This window comes from Caballeronia calidae, assembly GCF_900044055.2.
Taxonomy (GTDB): Bacteria; Pseudomonadota; Gammaproteobacteria; order Burkholderiales; family Burkholderiaceae; genus Caballeronia; species Caballeronia calidae.
The window spans coordinates 46,488-63,675 of the sequence record NZ_FCOX02000026.1 but is presented as its reverse complement, the minus strand read 5'-3'; the positions used below and the strand labels follow the sequence as shown (position 1 = coordinate 63,675).

Sequence of the window (17,188 nt, the reverse complement as noted above, 5' to 3'; positions counted from 1 at the left end):
ATGTCGCATCTGAGAGCGAGCAAGTGGACCTACCATGCCGATACCGAGCACGGCGTGAGTGCCGATATCCTCATTGCATCAGGCGGAGTGATCACGCTGAGCGATCCGGGTGGAAAGCCTCAGCGCCTGTACTTCGGACGGTCGCGCGTGGATGCGCCCGAAAGCGGGACCTTTCCGCCCATCACGCTGCCGCTCATGGTGCTGCCCGACGGGTTGCGACATTCGATGTCGAGGCCGCTGTTCGCCGCTAAAGCCAAATCGACATTGCCGGTTGCCGATACACGCGTGGACGGCATCGTGGCTTCGGTCAGCACGGCGGTCGCGGGCGGTTCCGATTCCCTGATCGACCCGGCGCAGCTGTTATCCCGAGGGGCGGGCCGTGCGGAGAAGAAGCCGGCACCGCCGCTCGCTGCCGACGCGACGAAGGCAGCCGGCGACGAAACCGCTTCGCTCGCCGCGACAGAAAGCGATGCGATAGAGAAGAGGCCGCTCGTGAACGAGGCGTCGAACGAGGAGAAAGACGCCGCCTCAGAGCCCGCGTCTGCCACGGTGCTCATGACGGACGCCTTCTTCGGTGGCGAGCTGAGCCTGTCGGCCTTGCGCGGTGGCGCCATATTCGTGGACGCGAGAATGGGCCTCTTTCCCGGTACGGCGGTCAGTGCGATGCTGCTTGGCATCAACGCGTCGGAAATGATGATGGGCCTGGCATCATCGGAGACGTTCTGGATGGCAGAGAGAGCGATCGCACAAGCGCGCGCGGTCCTGCTTATGCGCGATGCGACCGTGGGATTGCACGTGGATCCGCACCTCGGCATGTTGCTGGGCTATGCGAACTGAGCCAGTGACCTACGAGGTCACGTATCTGAATAATATTTTGCATAACTAAGCGGAAACGATAAAAAGTTCGATTCACCATCGATCCGCAACGTCTCCTGGAGAGTCTCCCGTCATGATGAATCTATTGACCAAGCGCACCGTGAGTATCACCGGAGCAGCGTTGCCGGCCGGGCCTGCGGGGGAGCCCGCACTACAAGTACGGTCGCTGTCCGGCACCGAAATGCTGTCGGATATCTACAAGTACACGCTCGACTGCTGCACACCGCTCGAATCGCTCATGCCGACCGAAGCCGCGGCCAACCTCGATCTCACTGCGATGATCGGCAAGGAATTGACCATCAAGGTCCAGCTCGAGGGCATGGGCATGCCGATGGGCGGATCGGCGAATATAGGCGCGGGCACGCGCGAGATCAGCGGCATTGTCACGCAGGCGCACTATGTTGGCCAGTTGCAGCGCCAGAGCCTGTATCAGCTGCAACTCAAGCCCTGGATTTCGCTCGCCGATAAGCGCTCCGACTTCCGGATCTTCCAGCGCAAGACGGTGACGGAAATCATCGAGGAAGTCTTCGCGAATTACATGTACTCGTATGAGTTGAGGCTCAGCGAGACTTATCCGGTGCTGGATTATCAAGTCCAGTACGGCGAGACGGATTTCAGGTTCATCCAGCGCCTGATGGCCGAGTACGGCATTTACTGGTTCTTCGAGCACACCGGCGGATTCCACCGCATGGTGCTGGTGGACCAGCTCGGAGCGCACAAGCCGGTGAAGAGCGCTGCTTACCAGACTCTCTGGTACGTGCCACCGGGACGGCGAGTCGACCGCGAGCACATCGATTATTTCGACATGTCGGGCAACCTGCAGCCGGGCCGCGTGACGACCAACGACTACGACTTCAAGAAGCCGACGGCGCAACTCATCTCTCAGAACGACCTGCCGCGCGACACCGCGCATAACGACTTCGAGCGCTATGAGTGGCCCGGCGACTATACCGATCCGTCGCAAGGCGAGCAGATTGCGCGGCTGCGGATGGAGGAAGTTCGCGCGCAGGCGGAACGGGCAGGTGGCGGAGGCGCTTTGCGCGACGTCGAATGCGGCACGACATTCCGTCTGGAAGGTTATCCGCACGAGGCGGCGAATCAGGAGTATCTCGTGATATCGGCAACGTTCGCCGCTTCGGAAGCCGATGACGCGAGCGGTGGGGGAGCCTATCGGCTGCATAGCGACTTCGTGGTTCAACCCGCGACGACGGTGTATCGCCCGCTGCGCAGCCCCTATCCGAAACCCCGCACGAACGGCCCGCAAACGGCAACGGTCACGGGGCCGGCCGGGCAGGAGATCTGGACCGACCAGTACGGCCGCGTGAAGCTGAGCTTCCGATGGGATCGCTCTGGCGTGAAGGATCAGAACTCATCGTGCTGGGTGCGGGTGTCCTATCCGTGGGCGGGCGGCGGCTTCGGCGGGGTCAATATTCCGCGAGTGGGAACCGAGGTAATCGTCGATTTCGAAAGCGGCGATCCGGACCGGCCGATCGTCGTCGGGCGCTTGTACAACGCGGAGACCATGCTGCCGTGGGGTCTGCCGGGGAATGCAACGCAGAGCGGCATGCTTTCCCGATCGATGAAAGGCAACGCCGAGACCGCGAACGGGCTGCGCTTCGAGGATAAGCAAGGGGCGGAGGAAGTCTGGCTGCAGGCGCAGAAAGACATGAACACGACCGTCAAGAACAACGAGTCGCATACGGTCAATGCGAGCCGAATCAAGACGGTGGGTGGCGACGAGACGACGTCCGTCACCGGCAAGCGCACGGAAACCGTTACGGGCGATGAGGACATCACGCTCAAGGCGAATCGAAAGCGCGCGGTGACGAAGAACGACACGCTGACCATCGGCGGAGATCAGGAAACGACGATCACCGGCAAGCAGACGCATACGGTCAACAAGACCCGCGACGCGACGGTGGTCGGCATCGACACGTTCACGGCCAAGTCCAACCGCGTGGCGGAAGTCGTCGGCACGGAAACCGAGAAGGTTCACCAGGCCAAGACGACGAAGCTGCTCTCTACCCACACCCTTGACGTGACTGATCACCAGTCCGTGACGGTCGGTGCGGGACAGACCGTCACGGTGACGGGAAAGATACTCATGACCGCCTCGGAGCAGATCAAGCTTCAGTGTGGTGCATCGAGCATCACGATGAATGCGGACGGGACCATCGAGATCAAGGGCGTGAAGCTATCGTCCGTCGGCTCGTCGAGCCACGCAATTGCAGCGCCCACCGTGACCGTCGATGGCAAAACGCTGACCAGTTCGGCCACGGCCGAGCATACGGTGAGCGGCGCCACGCTCAAATTGAACCCCTGACGAGATTGCTTGCTCATGCAGAACTGGCAACCCACCAATCCGGTCGAGCGCCGCATGATGGCCGCGCACGAAGACTGGCTCGCCTTCGCGAACGACAAATCGGCGCGTCTGTTGTATTGGCATACGAACGAGGCCGATGTCGAATTGCTGAAGGTCTTCTTTCAAGGGCAACGCGAGTTGTCCAATGCCGTGCTCGAACTGAGCGCGCCATTCGATCGCGCCGATCAATACCCGGCTGACTTGGCCGAAGAAATCATCGCGTTTTACGATGCCCGGCGAGAAGGCTCAGTGCGCACGGGCATAGTCGCCGACTGGAGGCCGCCCGTTCGTAACCAGACCGAAGCCTCGCACTATCTGTTCGCGGTGCTGGACAGCTTGATGAGTTATCACCCGGACGTGTTTCCGGGCATGGTGCTCGTACTTGCACCGGCTGGGATCAGCAAGCCGAAGGCGTTCGAGGCGTGCCTCGACGAACTGCTGGAGTTGCTCGAAGCACGGTATGCCGGACTGTCGCGCCGCATGAGGCTCGTTCTTTGGGGCACCGACGCGGATGCTTATACCTGGCTCGAGAACCGGCAACCGCAGACCGTGCGCAGGGCAGAAGGCGTCTATCAGATGCAGGCGCTTCCGCGAGAACTGGCCGCGCAATCGGGCGAGCGTGGGGCGGCGGGGCAGTTCCGAAGACTCTTCGTCGAGTTGACGGAGAGCCTTGCGCATGAGGATCCGTCCCGCCTGGAGCGGTTGCGCGCCTCGGCGCTCGCCGTGAGCGACGGGAAAAAGTGGTTCGATCAAAGCGCGACCGTCCATTTGCTCGCCGGCGCGGCGTACCTCAAGTGGGGCTCCGAGGATCACGCACTGAACGCGTATCGCGAGGCCACGATGTCCGCGCATCAGGCGCGAGACGCGTCGCATCCGGCGGGCAACAAACTTGTGGTGAACGGACTGTTCGGCGAAGCGAGCGTGCAGATCACGCGCGGACGCTATCTGGAAGCAGCACGTTGCTATGCGAAGGCCGCGGAATATGCGGATGCTGACAAGGACGGCGTCCTACTGGTCGAGTCGTACCGTATGCAGGCGTGGTGTCTGGATCGGGAGCGCGAACGCGATGCTGCACTCGATGCCGGTTTTCAGGCGCTTCGTGCCGGTGAAGGCATCGAACCGGCGCTTCGTTCGAACAGCAACTTGCAACTAGCGGCGGGTTGGATGCTCGACCGCATCAACTGGCTGCACATTCGACGCGGTGAGCTGGAGCGCACGCTGGAAGCGCTATACGGAGCGCACTGGAAGGAGGCGCTGAATTCGCTCTCACCCGCCGACGTCTCGGCGCAGCTGATGGACGACGAAAAGAGCAAAGAGGACCCCGCTTCATGACGATGCTGGCAGTGAACCACCTGACGCCGGTGGTCGGAATCGACGTCCACATGGTGATCGTGCCGCCGGCGCCCAGCCCCATTCCGCTGCCGCATCCGCACGTGGGCGTGGTGCTGGATCTGCGCGAATACGTCAATGCGGCGATGGCGGCCATCGGCAGCATCGTGTTCAGCTTCGTCGAAGAACAGGCTGAGGCTTTCGTGCAGGCGCACGAGCAGCAGATCGAGCAGGTCATGCACAGCGAGTTCGTGCAATCAGGCATGGGTGCGGTCAATGCCGTCATGAACAACGACGCCGTGCAGGCCGGCATGAGCGCGATGAATAAGCTCGGCGCGCTGCAGAACACGGTCAACGACGCGTTGGGCGGCAATGTCGGCCAGGGCGGGGGCGGAGCGCCGATCTACATCAACGGCATGTTGCGTGCGACCGCCGGCACGCACACGTTCCACGTGCCTGGCCTGCATTTTCCGCTGGGCGCGAGCTTCGCGGCAACCGATGCGAAGGGGCCGTCGCAGGATTCCGAGTCCTTCATGGGCAGCCGCACGGTGCTGGCCAACGGCGATCCGATGTCGTTTCTCGCGCTGCCCGCGCTCAGTTGCTGGTGCGCGGGCATGCTGCCGATGTCGCACAACAGCGCGCACACCGATCGCAAGTACATGTCGCTGCCCACCTCGGTGATGCTGCCGATCCCGGCCGAGCGTCCGGTGCTCGTCGGCGGGCCGCCCGTGATGAACATGATGGCGGTGGCCGCGGCACTGTTCAAGGCGTTTCGCGGCTCGAAGCTGGCCAAGAAGCTCTTCGCGAAGTTTCCGTCGGGCTTCATCAAGTGCGTGATCTTCGACGCTGAGCCGGTCAACTCGATCACCGGCGAAGTCGTGGTGCAGCAGAACGACTTCACGGTCGAGGGTCGATTGCCGCTGGTGTGGGATCGCTACTACGCCAGCCACGATGACTTCGCGGGCGCGCTCGGTCACGGCTGGCGCAGTCCGGCCGACATTCGACTGGAACTGGTGCGAGAGCGTGAGCAGTTCGGCGCGGCGGTGTACTTCGCGGATCACGCCACGGCGTTCGACGACCTGCCTGCGCAGCCGGGCTGGACGGAGCGTGTCTACGATCGCCAGCATGGGCATGCCCTATTTATTCGGGATGACGAAATTCGAATCCGAGCCCGCGTCGGCATCGAGTACGCGTTCGCCTTGCCTCGGCAGTGGCGCGAACGCGTACCGAGCGTCGCGGATGGCCGCACCTTCGGCGTGCCGCTCGCGCGCCTGTCGGACCTGAACGGCAACGCGTGGCACATCGAGCGGCGTGTCGAGCCGCGCGACGGCAGCCTGTCGATGCGCTTCATCGAGCATGCTGGCGACCAGCCGACGGGTCGTGAAGTGCTCGCCGGACCCGGCAGCGTGAGGGGCTGCATCGGCGCAGTGGTTTTGCGCGATGCGCAGGGCGTCACGCACCCACTGGCGACGTACCGGCAGGACGAGCAGGGCAACCTGGGCGCGGTGCTCGACGCGCACGATGTGCCGTACAGCTTCGAGTACGCGGATTCGCACCAGATGGTGCGTCACACGGACCGCAACGGCCTGTCGTTCTACTACAACCACACGCGCCATGACGATGACGTCTGGCGCGTCGATCACGCCTGGGGCGATGGCGGCCTGTACGACTATCGCTTCGAATACGACCTCGCGCATCTGGAGACGCGCTTCACCGACTCGCTCGGGCATGTGACGGTGCTGCAGTACAACGACCAGCAATGGCCGGTGGCGCGCATCGACGGATTGGGCGGCGTGCGCAGCTACCAGTACGACAGCCAGGGGCGAACCATTGCGGAAGTCGATCCCAGCGGCCACATCGCGCAGTGGGAATACGACGCGTACGGCAATCTGCTGACGCATCGGCTGGCGGACCGCACGGTGGTGCGCACGGAGTACGACGCGGATCATCGTCCGGTGTCGATCGCCGATCCCGAAGGCGGCGAGTGGAAGCAGTCATGGGATGCGCGGGGCAATCTGATCGCGCAGACGACGCCCTCGGGCATCGCGACGGCCTTCATCTACGATGCGCGCGGCCAACTCCGGCACGTCACCGATGCCGCGCAGCGCACCACGACGCTCCACTACGACGACTGCGGCCATCTGTCGAGCCTGAGCGATGCATTGGGCCGCATCACGCGCTTCACGCACGATGGGCGTGGCAATCTGCTGCGTCGCGAATCGCCCGGCGAGGCGCCCACGCGTTATGTGTGGGACGCGAAGGATCGCCTGGTGGCGTGCGATCTTCCGGGCGGGCGGCAGGTGCGCTGCGAGTACGACCGTGAGGACAATCTGGTTCGCTACACGGACGAAGCGGGGCAGATCACGCGCTTTGGCTACTACGGGCAAGGGCAGTTGCAGACGCGCACGGACCCGGACGGCAGCATCACGCGGTATCACTACGATACGGAAGAGCAGCTCATCGGCGTGAGCAATCCGCTGGGCCAGACGTGGCAGCTCAGGCGCGACGCGGCGGGGCGACTGATCGAGGAGATCGACTACTACGGCCAGTCGCGGCGCTATGCGTATGATGCGGCGGGCCATCTGAGCCGCACGGTCGATCCGCTGGGCAAGGCGCTGGCGATCGCGTGCGATCCGCTGGGGCGCATCACGCGTCGAAGCGCGGACAGCGGCGCGTGGGAGGAATACGCGTACAACCGTCGCGGGCAACTGATCGAAGCACGCAACGCGCATGGCGTGGTGGAGCGCGCGTATGACGTCGATGGCCGGATCACCTGCGAGACGCAGCAGCAGGACGGGACGCTCGGCACGGTGGAGTACGTGTACGACGCGGCCGGGGAACTGAGCGCGCAGCGGCGCGAGTTGCGTTCATCGGCGAGCGAGGCGGCGTATCGTCAAACGCTGACGTACGGTTACGACGCGTTGGGGCAGGTCCAAACGCTGAAGATCGGCGCGCACGAGCCGATTCGCTTCACGCATGACATGGCGGGTCGGCTGAGCGGGCTGCGGCTGAGCGCGCAACTCGATCAGCTGTACGAGTACGACGGCGCGGGACGGCTTGCGCGGCAGACGGCACGGGCGGCGGGCCAGCGCGATGCGCAGGTGGCGTACGAGTACGACCCGAGCGGCAATCTGGTGACGCGCAGCGATAGCCGGCTCGGGGTGGATCGGTATCGATACGATCCGCTGGGGCGGATCGTCGCGCATACGGATCCGGCCGAGCGCGTGCGTCACTTCGTCTACGACGCGCAGGGCGATCGTTTCCGCACGGTGCGCGAGGATCGGGACGGGCGCGAGCTGCGTCAGGCCGATGGTGCGCATTGGTGGCTGGATGCGGCTGGGCAGTTGACCGAGCGTCAAGATCGCGAGCTGGGCGTGCAGCGTTTCGAGTGGGATGAGTTCGGACGCCTGGCGCGGTTCGAGAACACGTCCAACGAGCGCTGGACGTATCGCTACGATGCGCTGGGGCGACGGATTGGCAAGCAGGCGGCGGAGGTGCGCATCGCAGGGAAGACGCATCGCGAGCAGGGTTCGCGCACGCACTTTCTGTGGGACGGCGATGTGATGGTGGGGGAGATGCGCGAGGCGCCGACCTGCGCTGGACAGGCGCGGTTCTATGCGTATCATGAAAGCAGCTTCGAGCCGCTGGCGGTGCAGGGGTTGGAGCGGCAGGGGGATGGAGGTGCTGGTGCGCAGGTTGTTGAGACGGGGTTGTTCTTTTATGAGAATGAGCCCAATGGCGCGCCCACGCGATTACGGAACGAAGCAGGCGAGGTCGTATGGGAGGCGCATTATGGTGTGACCGGCGGCGTTGACCATTTAGAGGCGCGAGGTGTTGAGCAGCCGATTCGGCTGCAGGGTCAGTACTTCGATCGAGAGTCGAGCCTCTGCTACAACCGGCACAGATATTTCGATCCGCAGACGGGTATCTTCATATCGCAAGATCCCATTGGGTTGCTGGGAGGACTCAATCCATATGAGTTTGCGCCTAACCCGTTTGGGTGGATCGACCCAAATGGGCTGGTTAAGCTAACTGCGCCTGGTTATCAGGTATATGGACTTTACAATATCGATGCTGACGGTAATGCGGTCGGAAAACCTTATTATATTGGCATAACAAACGACATTGATAGGAGAACGGTAGAGCATCAAGGTACCGGCCGGCTAGATAAAGATGGAGTAAAGACGGGTCTATTTCCATTTGCTGAAGATGGGAAAATGTCGTATGGGAAGGCCAGGGGTGTTGAGCAAGCTTATATTGATCATTATGGAACTTATAAGCCGAGCGCTAGAGGTAAAAAAATGAGTGATGCAACTCGTGGAAATCGAGTTAACTCATTCAGAAAGAATAGAGAAGACAAGCGGGGAAAGACCTTCTTTAAAAATTATAAGGCCAAGATGAAGTCCCTTAAAAAAGGTTGTGGGAAAGGTTAATCACATTAACTCTAGATCAAAAAATGAAATTTGATAAATTCTCTTGGGATAAGAAGAAAAGTACGAAACTTAGATTTATTAGGGCGGGAGATATTTTCTGTTTTCACTTGGATGAGGGGGTTTTTGGCTTTGGCCGAATTATGGGTAAGATTTCGATGGGTCATGTTGGAGAGATATTTGACTACTTTTCAGATGAACCCTGCTTTGAAGATGATTTGCCTAAAAGATTATTCCCCCCTATCATACTGGATTCATATGCTTTATTTGATAGGAAGACAAGTGGGGATTGGAGAATCGTTGCACATCAAAATGATTTTGTGGTGGATGAGGTAGGCGAAATATTTTTTAGGTCCGTTGATGGGAAAAAGGTCGATTTCTTTGATCAAGTGGTTGGGGACGCAAGGCATGGCGAAAGTTTGATCCCGTATAGTTCTATGAGGGATGGTTTAATAAAAAAATATATTGAAAAGTATAAGAAATAAGCGATCTGGAAAGGGCCACTAAAAAGCGGCCCTTGATTCTTATTCGGCGGTAATCACAAGCCGTCCGTGTTCAACGTTGATCTTGACGCGCTGCCCTGCGTGAAACCCCGCGTGCTCGATCCACCGCCCGGCGAGTTTCATCCATGGATAGAGCGGCGGATCGGTGCGTTGCCAGTAGGGTTTCTTCGATCGACTATCGCGCCGTGACTGTTGAATGGTCACGAAGCGTTCCGTAACGGGTGGACGTGCTTTAAGATTGGCGTCAGCCATAGTCAACTCCCTGAATGAGTTGGTTGAGGTCAGCGAGCCGCGTGGGTTGCCGCCCATGCGGCTCGCGCTTTTTACTGCCTTGCTATCTCGCCATCAGCTTCGTCATTTGCGAGCGTTTGACGAGACTGTCCATCAGAACGATCAGCGCCTGCTGGTCTTCGTCCGAAAGTAAATCCATCTGTTCATAAAGTTCATGCAGCCGCGGGTTGTGAATGCGCGGCTCGGTGGGCGGCTCAAGTCCTACGAGCGAATCCACGCTGGTTTGCAATACCTGCGCAATTCTCACCACAGCATCGAGCTGCGGCAAAGATGCGCCGCGCTCCCAGCGGTTATAGACCCTCTTGTCCACAGACAGCAGTTCAGACAAACGAGTCTGGGTCATCTGCCGTGCTTCACGCGCAGCGCGCAGACGCGCAGCGAACTCTTCCATGTCGTTCTCGCATAACCAGAGAGGTTGGGATGCGGTCATTGTAAGAACCCCATGTAAAAGGAACGCCTGATTTCTATATTGTAGTTCAATTCATTGTCTACTACAATGTCCATTGACAGGTTTTTAGCCGGAGGACGGTGGTATGGCGCGCATCGCGGAGCAGGAACTGGAGCGGCTAAAGGCGGAGGTGTCGGTGGAGCAGTTGGTGCGCGCGCAGGGCATCGAGCTGGCAAAGTCGGGCCGCGACTGGCGCGGTCGCTGCCCGTTCCACGAGGATTCCACGCCATCGCTGGTGATTACGCCGGCCAAAAACCTTTGGCACTGCTTCGGATGCGGCACGGGCGGTGGCCCGGTGGATTGGGCAATGAAGGCGGGCGGGATCTCGTTCCGTCACGCAGTGGAATTGCTGCGCGAAGGTATTCCTTCTTTAGCGGCTAAAGCCGGTACAAAGAACGCCACGGTGCGCGCGCTGGAAGCGCCGGTATCGGCGAGCGCGGACGATGCCGCGCTGCTCTCACAGGTGGTCGACTACTACCATCAGACGTTGAAGGCCGCGCCCGAGGCGATCGCGTATCTGGAAAAGCGCGGCATCGCGGGCGCGGTGGAGCACTTCAAGCTGGGTTACGCGAACCGCACGCTTGGTTTGCGGCTGCCGTACAAGAACCGCGAGGCGGGCGAGGCGATCCGTTCGCGCTTGCAGTCGGTGGGCGTGATCCGCGAGAGCGGGCATGAGCATTTGAACGGCTGCGTGGTGTTTCCGTGGTTCGATAAAGCGGGAAACGTGGCGGGCCTGTACGGCCGCAAGACGCGCGACGATCTGCGCGCGGGCACGGCCTATCACCTGTATCTGCCGGGGCCGCGGTGCGGCGTGTTCAATGCGGACGGCGTGCGCGGTCAGAAGGAAGTGATCGTGTGTGAGGCGATCATCGATGCGCTGACGTTCTGGTGCGCGGGTTTTACGAATGTGACGGCGGCGTTCGGCGTGAACGGGTTCACGGATGATCATGTGGAGTTGTTCAAGTCGTCGGGTATCGAGCGCGTGATCATCGCGTTCGATCGCGACGCGGCGGGCGATGCGGGCGCGGTGAAATTGGCCGAGCGGTTGATGGCCGAGGGTTTCGGCTGCTATCGGCTGAAGTTGCCGCATGGACTGGACGCGAACGAGTACGCGCTGAAGGTGACGCCAGCGGCGAAGAGCCTGGGCACACTGATTCGCAGCGCGGAGTGGTTAGGTAATGGCAAGGCGCCGGCGCGTGCTGTTGCTGCTGTACTCGAATCGGCTCCCACTTTAGCCGCTAAAAAAGAGGTTGAACCGGCGAGTGCGCCGACGTTGCCCGCGACCGAAGGAAGTCCCTGTGGGGCAGCGATGGAGCCGGTCGTGCCCGTGCTCTCCCCCAAGGGGACTTCCTTCGGGGCGGATATCGCGTGTGAAGTGAGCGAGTCGGAGATTGTGTTCACGTTCGGCGTAGTACGTTACCGCGTGCGCGGGTTCGATGCGAAGGCGAGCGGCGCGCTGAAAGTGAACGTGCTGGCTAGCAGCGGAGAATGGTTCCACGTGGACACGCTGGACCTGTATCACGCGAAAGCGCGCGCGAACTACATTGCGCGGGCGGCGGCGGAATTGCGCGTCAAAGAGGACGCGGTCAAAGCCGACTTGGGGCGCGTGCTGCTGAAGCTGGAAATGCTGCAAGTGCAGGGCGATGCGCCGGTGTCGTCGCAGGACATGAGCGCGGAAGACAAACGCGCGGCGCTCGATCTGTTGAGCGTGCCGGATTTGCTTGCGCGGATCGTGTCGGACTTCGACGCGTGCGGCGTGGTGGGTGAAGAGACGAACAAGCTGGTGGGCTATCTGGCGGCGGTCTCGCGCAAGCTGGATGCGCCGTTGGCCGTGGTGGTCCAGAGTTCGAGCGCGGCGGGCAAGTCGTCGTTGATGGATGCGGTGTTGGCGTTCGTGCCGGAAGAGGAGCGGATCAAGTACAGCGCGATGACGGGGCAGAGCTTGTTCTACATGGGCGAGACGAACCTGAAGCACAAAGTGCTGGCGATCTGCGAGGAAGAAGGCGCAAGCCGCGCGGCGTATGCGCTCAAGCTGTTGCAATCGGATGGCGAACTCACGATTGCCTCGACGGGCAAGGATGCCGAGACGGGCAATCTCGTGACGCAGGAATATCGCGTGGAAGGGCCGGTATCGATCATGCTGACGACGACCGCGATTGAGATTGACGAAGAGCTATTGAACCGCTGTCTGATTCTGACGGTGGATGAAGGACGCGAACAGACCGAAGCGATACATCGGCTGCAACGACAAAAGCGCACGCTGGAAGGGTTGAAACTGAAGGCGCAGAAGGAACGCGTGTTGAACGTGCATCGCAACGCGCAGCGCCTTCTAAAGCCGCTGGCCGTGGTGAATCCGTATGCCGATCAGCTCACGTTCCTGTCGGACAGAACGCGCACGCGGCGCGATCATGAAAAATACCTGACGCTGATCGACACGATTGCGCTGCTGCATCAGGTCCAGCGCGAGGTGAAGACGGTTCAGCACGCGGGCGAGGCGCTCGAGTACATCGAGGTGACGCTGGCCGATATCGAGGCGGCGAACCGGATCGTTCATGAAGTGCTCGGGCGCAGCCTGGACGAGTTGCCGCCGGTGACGCGCCGTGTACTGGAAGCGATTGTTGATGCGGTGAAGGCGAAGCCGCTGCCGCGTGAGTCGGTGCGGTTTAGTCGACGTGAAGTGCGGGCCTGGACGGGGCAGAGCGACACGCAGGCGCGCGCGCATCTTGAGCGGTTGGTGGAACTTGAATACTTGCTGACGCATCGCGGCCGACGCGGCCAGAGCTTCGAATATGAGCTGATCTATGACGGCGACGGTAGTGACTCGGCGCATCTTGCCGGACTGATCGACACGACTACGATTGGAAGTTCGCGGGGTGAAATCGGGAGTTCGCGGGGCAAAGGTAGTGAGTTCGCGGGGTCAACGCGGCCCCAAAACGGCCCCATATCGGCCCCATCGCGGGGCGCTGAAAATCCCGCCAACGCTGATGGCATAAGGCCGAGCGCGAATAAGCGCGTGAGCGGCGCGAAAACGCATATCCAGAGAGAGAAAAATTCGGGCTTGGTCGTACCGTCCCCCGAGGGGACTTCCTTCGGGGCGTACTCATACGAGGCGCGCACATGAAGGCCGATGAGCAAAAGCGGGTGGTGCGCCATCGAAAGCGCAAGCTGAGAAAGAAGCGCAGCGAGGCGATTCAGTCGGTCGAGACAGTTGATAACGCGCTGATGATCTACGTGCGGCTGTATGTGGACTGGTCGCAGGCGACGGGGCGCACGGAGGCGACGGTGCGAGGCCGCGCGGTGCGGCTTGAGCGGTTCGTGCAGTGGTGCGATGTGCGCGGGCTGAACCAGCCCGAAGAAATTACGCGCGCGGTGCTGGAGGCATATCAGCGGCATCTGTACCTGTATCGGAAGAAGGACGGCAAGCCGCTGTCGATCCGCTCGCAGGAGTCGATGCTCGCGCCACTGCGCGGGTTCTGCCGATGGTTGGCGCGTGAGCGGTATGTGCAATACAACGCGGCGTCGGAACTGGTGTTGCCACGCGCGCCGAAGCTGCTGCCGCGCGTGGTGCTGTCTGTTACGCAGGTTGAGCGCCTGATGGCGCAGCCGGACGTGAGCGAACTGACCGGCGCGCGTGATCGCGCGATGCTGGAAGTGTTGTACAGCACCGGAATGCGGCGCATGGAGCTGATGAACCTGACGCTATCGGACATCGATCTGGAAGGGCGCACGGTGATGGTTCGCCAGGGCAAAGGCCGACGCGACCGGTATATCCCGATGGGCGAGCGGGCGTGTTATTGGGTCGAGCGCTATCTGGACGAAATCAGGTCAATGCTGATCGTGCGACAGGAGGATTGGACGCTGTTCCTGACGGACTACGGCGAGCCGTACAGCGGCAATCGGCTGACGGACTTCGTGAAGCGCTATATGGAACTCGCCGGAATACGCGATGGCGCATGCCACGCGCTACGCCACGCGTGCGCGACGCACATGCTGGAGAACGGCGCGGACGTGCGATTCATCCAGGCGTTGCTCGGACACGCGGATCTGTCGAGCACGCAGATTTACACGCAGGTGGCGATTGGCAAGCTCAAGGAGATTCACGCGGCCACGCATCCGGCGAGGCTCGCGCGAACGCACGACGATGATGCAGCCGCTTCACTCTTAGCCGCCATCGACGCCGAAGCGGACGAGGACGCGCAGTAAGAAAGTGAGGAACGAAAAACCGGCCTCATCGACGCGGCTGCGAGCGGTGAGCTATAGAAGGAAGTGCGGCCCGTTGGGCCGAGAGCGCACGAAGGGCCGGGGGTAAATGGGCTTCGCCCATTTAACATAACGCAAAGGCGCATTAGCGAATTCTGAGGCGCGGGCACAAGCAGCAAGGAACGGCTTGCCGCTGGCCCGCGCCTCAGAATTCGCTAATACGCGCTATGTCTTGCGCCCCCGGCCCAAGGTTGTGCTTCGCAAGGTCAATCCAGTGGCCGCGTCGCGGCCAAATCATTGAAGAACGAATAAAGCATATTCAGCGCGCTGCGCGCGAGGGTGAACGGCCCCGCCCGCCCGGCTGTCTGCTGCGCTCGGGCTTCAGCCCTGCGGGCTTACGCTCCGTGCTCGCAGCCTGCCTCCCGTCCGCCCCCAAGGGGCTCCCAGATGTGCGCCGCTGCGCGGCGAAATCAACAACACGAAAAAGCGCGGTCTGCATGCGGTGCAAGCCGCCAAGTCGTCTTGCACCGCATTGCCGAGCGTGGTGAACCGATCGCCGTCAAGGCCAAGCCCTAGCGGGCGCTGCGCGGCCTTGACGGGTTCCGGCACCATGGGACATCCGCGAAATCCGGTTAAGGCAGGTGGTTGCAAGTGTGGCAAGTGGGAATGCGTCGGCCCGGTTCCGCCGTGCCTGCCGTCGGCCTGCGGCCGCCGTCAGACACGGCGGGTCGATGGTGAGGGCGACTCGGACAAATCGACTGGTTCGGGGTGCCGATGATCGGCTAGACTCGCGTCTAGGGAAAAATCTTGTTCTTTAAGTGGGTCTGTCGGCTGGAAGTCTTGCCGGGTAAGGCGTTGCAGCTCGTGCGCGGGTGAAGTGCGTCTAAGCGGTTTGTTTACAACCGGCACAGATATTTCGATCCGCAGACGGGTATCTTCATATCGCAAGATCCCATTGGGTTGCTGGGAGGACTCAATCCATATGAGTTTGCGCCTAACCCGTTTGGGTGGATCGACCCAAATGGGCTGGTTAAGCTAACTGCGCCTGGTTATCAGGTATATGGACTTTACAATATCGATGCTGACGGTAATGCGGTCGGAAAACCTTATTATATTGGCATAACAAACGACATTGATAGGAGAACGGTAGAGCATCAAGGTACCGGCCGGCTAGATAAAGATGGAGTAAAGACGGGTCTATTTCCATTTGCTGAAGATGGGAAAATGTCGTATGGGAAGGCCAGGGGTGTTGAGCAAGCTTATATTGATCATTATGGAACTTATAAGCCGAGCGCTAGAGGTAAAAAAATGAGTGATGCAACTCGTGGAAATCGAGTTAACTCATTCAGAAAGAATAGAGAAGACAAGCGGGGAAAGACCTTCTTTAAAAATTATAAGGCCAAGATGAAGTCCCTTAAAAAAGGTTGTGGGAAAGGTTAATCACATTAACTCTAGATCAAAAAATGAAATTTGATAAATTCTCTTGGGATAAGAAGAAAAGTACGAAACTTAGATTTATTAGGGCGGGAGATATTTTCTGTTTTCACTTGGATGAGGGGGTTTTTGGCTTTGGCCGAATTATGGGTAAGATTTCGATGGGTCATGTTGGAGAGATATTTGACTACTTTTCAGATGAACCCTGCTTTGAAGATGATTTGCCTAAAAGATTATTCCCCCCTATCATACTGGATTCATATGCTTTATTTGATAGGAAGACAAGTGGGGATTGGAGAATCGTTGCACATCAAAATGATTTTGTGGTGGATGAGGTAGGCGAAATATTTTTTAGGTCCGTTGATGGGAAAAAGGTCGATTTCTTTGATCAAGTGGTTGGGGACGCAAGGCATGGCGAAAGTTTGATCCCGTATAGTTCTATGAGGGATGGTTTAATAAAAAAATATATTGAAAAGTATAAGAAATAAGCGATCTGGAAAGGGCCACTAAAAAGCGGCCCTTGATTCTTATTCGGCGGTAATCACAAGCCGTCCGTGTTCAACGTTGATCTTGACGCGCTGCCCTGCGTGAAACCCCGCGTGCTCGATCCACCGCCCGGCGAGTTTCATCCATGGATAGAGCGGCGGATCGGTGCGTTGCCAGTAGGGTTTCTTCGATCGACTATCGCGCCGTGACTGTTGAATGGTCACGAAGCGTTCCGTAACGGGTGGACGTGCTTTAAGATTGGCGTCAGCCATAGTCAACTCCCTGAATGAGTTGGTTGAGGTCAGCGAGCCGCGTGGGTTGCCGCCCATGCGGCTCGCGCTTTTTACTGCCTTGCTATCTCGCCATCAGCTTCGTCATTTGCGAGCGTTTGACGAGACTGTCCATCAGAACGATCAGCGCCTGCTGGTCTTCGTCCGAAAGTAAATCCATCTGTTCATAAAGTTCATGCAGCCGCGGGTTGTGAATGCGCGGCTCGGTGGGCGGCTCAAGTCCTACGAGCGAATCCACGCTGGTTTGCAATACCTGCGCAATTCTCACCACAGCATCGAGCTGCGGCAAAGATGCGCCGCGCTCCCAGCGGTTATAGACCCTCTTGTCCACAGACAGCAGTTCAGACAAACGAGTCTGGGTCATCTGCCGTGCTTCACGCGCAGCGCGCAGACGCGCAGCGAACTCTTCCATGTCGTTCTCGCATAACCAGAGAGGTTGGGATGCGGTCATTGTAAGAACCCCATGTAAAAGGAACGCCTGATTTCTATATTGTAGTTCAATTCATTGTCTACTACAATGTCCATTGACAGGTTTTTAG

The 17,188-nt window shown here is 59.9% G+C and carries 12 protein-coding genes and 1 pseudogene; 9 read left to right on the top strand and 4 right to left on the bottom strand.

What is annotated here, in order from left to right; genetic code table 11:
* The first annotated feature begins 54 nt into the window (after positions 1-54).
* The 5 genes from AWB78_RS22625 to AWB78_RS22605 all read left to right on the top strand — a co-directional run bounded on the left by AWB78_RS22625 (position 55) and on the right by AWB78_RS22605 (position 9,482).
* Positions 55-837 carry a hypothetical protein gene (locus AWB78_RS22625; RefSeq protein WP_157697598.1) on the top strand — a complete coding sequence of 261 codons (783 nt, stop codon included), beginning with the start codon at positions 55-57 and terminating at the stop codon, positions 835-837.
* Between the two features lie 112 nt (positions 838-949).
* Positions 950-3,199 carry a type VI secretion system Vgr family protein gene (locus AWB78_RS22620; RefSeq protein ID WP_074173516.1) on the top strand — a complete coding sequence of 750 codons (2,250 nt, stop codon included), beginning with the start codon at positions 950-952 and terminating at the stop codon, positions 3,197-3,199.
* A gap of 15 nt (positions 3,200-3,214) precedes the next feature.
* The gene (locus AWB78_RS22615; RefSeq protein ID WP_062608215.1) at positions 3,215-4,570 is read left to right on the top strand and encodes a hypothetical protein; all 1,356 of its coding nucleotides are present in this window, start codon (positions 3,215-3,217) and stop codon (positions 4,568-4,570) included.
* A complete protein-coding gene (locus AWB78_RS22610) occupies positions 4,567-9,000 on the top strand; it encodes an RHS repeat-associated core domain-containing protein (RefSeq protein WP_062608214.1) in 4,434 nt (1,477 codons plus the stop codon). The genes AWB78_RS22615 and AWB78_RS22610 overlap by 4 nt, the downstream gene beginning before the upstream one ends.
* Before the next feature lie 23 nt (positions 9,001-9,023).
* On the top strand, positions 9,024-9,482 hold the full coding sequence (locus tag AWB78_RS22605; RefSeq protein WP_062608213.1) for an Imm26 family immunity protein: 459 nt from the start codon (positions 9,024-9,026) through the stop codon (positions 9,480-9,482).
* Between the two features lie 39 nt (positions 9,483-9,521).
* Here the strand turns inward: AWB78_RS22605 and AWB78_RS22600 are convergent, their stop codons facing one another.
* On the bottom strand, positions 9,522-9,752 hold the full coding sequence (locus AWB78_RS22600; protein ID WP_062608258.1) for a SymE family type I addiction module toxin: 231 nt from the start codon (positions 9,750-9,752) through the stop codon (positions 9,522-9,524).
* An 82-nt stretch (positions 9,753-9,834) separates the two neighbouring features.
* Positions 9,835-10,182, bottom strand: coding sequence for a helix-turn-helix domain-containing protein (locus AWB78_RS22595; protein ID WP_198399323.1), 348 nt, complete (start codon positions 10,180-10,182; stop codon positions 9,835-9,837).
* Positions 10,183-10,324: 142 nt separating this feature from the next.
* Between AWB78_RS22595 and AWB78_RS22590 the strand changes: the two genes are divergently transcribed.
* The 4 genes and pseudogenes from AWB78_RS22590 to AWB78_RS22580 all read left to right on the top strand — a co-directional run bounded on the left by AWB78_RS22590 (position 10,325) and on the right by AWB78_RS22580 (position 16,361).
* On the top strand, positions 10,325-13,360 hold the full coding sequence (locus AWB78_RS22590; RefSeq protein WP_082883396.1) for a CHC2 zinc finger domain-containing protein: 3,036 nt from the start codon (positions 10,325-10,327) through the stop codon (positions 13,358-13,360).
* The gene (gene xerC, locus AWB78_RS22585) at positions 13,357-14,442 is read left to right on the top strand and encodes a site-specific tyrosine recombinase XerC (protein WP_062608211.1); all 1,086 of its coding nucleotides are present in this window, start codon (positions 13,357-13,359) and stop codon (positions 14,440-14,442) included. The genes AWB78_RS22590 and xerC overlap by 4 nt, the downstream gene beginning before the upstream one ends.
* An 897-nt stretch (positions 14,443-15,339) precedes the next feature.
* A pseudogene (locus tag AWB78_RS43770) lies at positions 15,340-15,879 on the top strand (RHS repeat-associated core domain-containing protein); the annotation flags it as partial.
* 23 nt (positions 15,880-15,902) lie between these two features.
* Positions 15,903-16,361 (top strand): Imm26 family immunity protein, encoded by a 459-nt coding sequence (locus tag AWB78_RS22580; RefSeq protein WP_062608213.1) that lies wholly within the window; start codon positions 15,903-15,905, stop codon positions 16,359-16,361.
* A 39-nt stretch (positions 16,362-16,400) separates the two neighbouring features.
* Here AWB78_RS22580 and AWB78_RS22575 read toward each other — a convergent pair whose 3' ends face one another.
* Together AWB78_RS22575 and AWB78_RS22570 are read right to left on the bottom strand one after the other, a co-directional pair.
* The gene (locus tag AWB78_RS22575) at positions 16,401-16,631 is read right to left on the bottom strand and encodes a SymE family type I addiction module toxin (protein WP_062608258.1); all 231 of its coding nucleotides are present in this window, start codon (positions 16,629-16,631) and stop codon (positions 16,401-16,403) included.
* A gap of 82 nt (positions 16,632-16,713) precedes the next feature.
* Positions 16,714-17,061 (bottom strand): helix-turn-helix domain-containing protein, encoded by a 348-nt coding sequence (locus tag AWB78_RS22570; RefSeq protein ID WP_198399323.1) that lies wholly within the window; start codon positions 17,059-17,061, stop codon positions 16,714-16,716.
* Positions 17,062-17,188 lie beyond the last annotated feature (127 nt).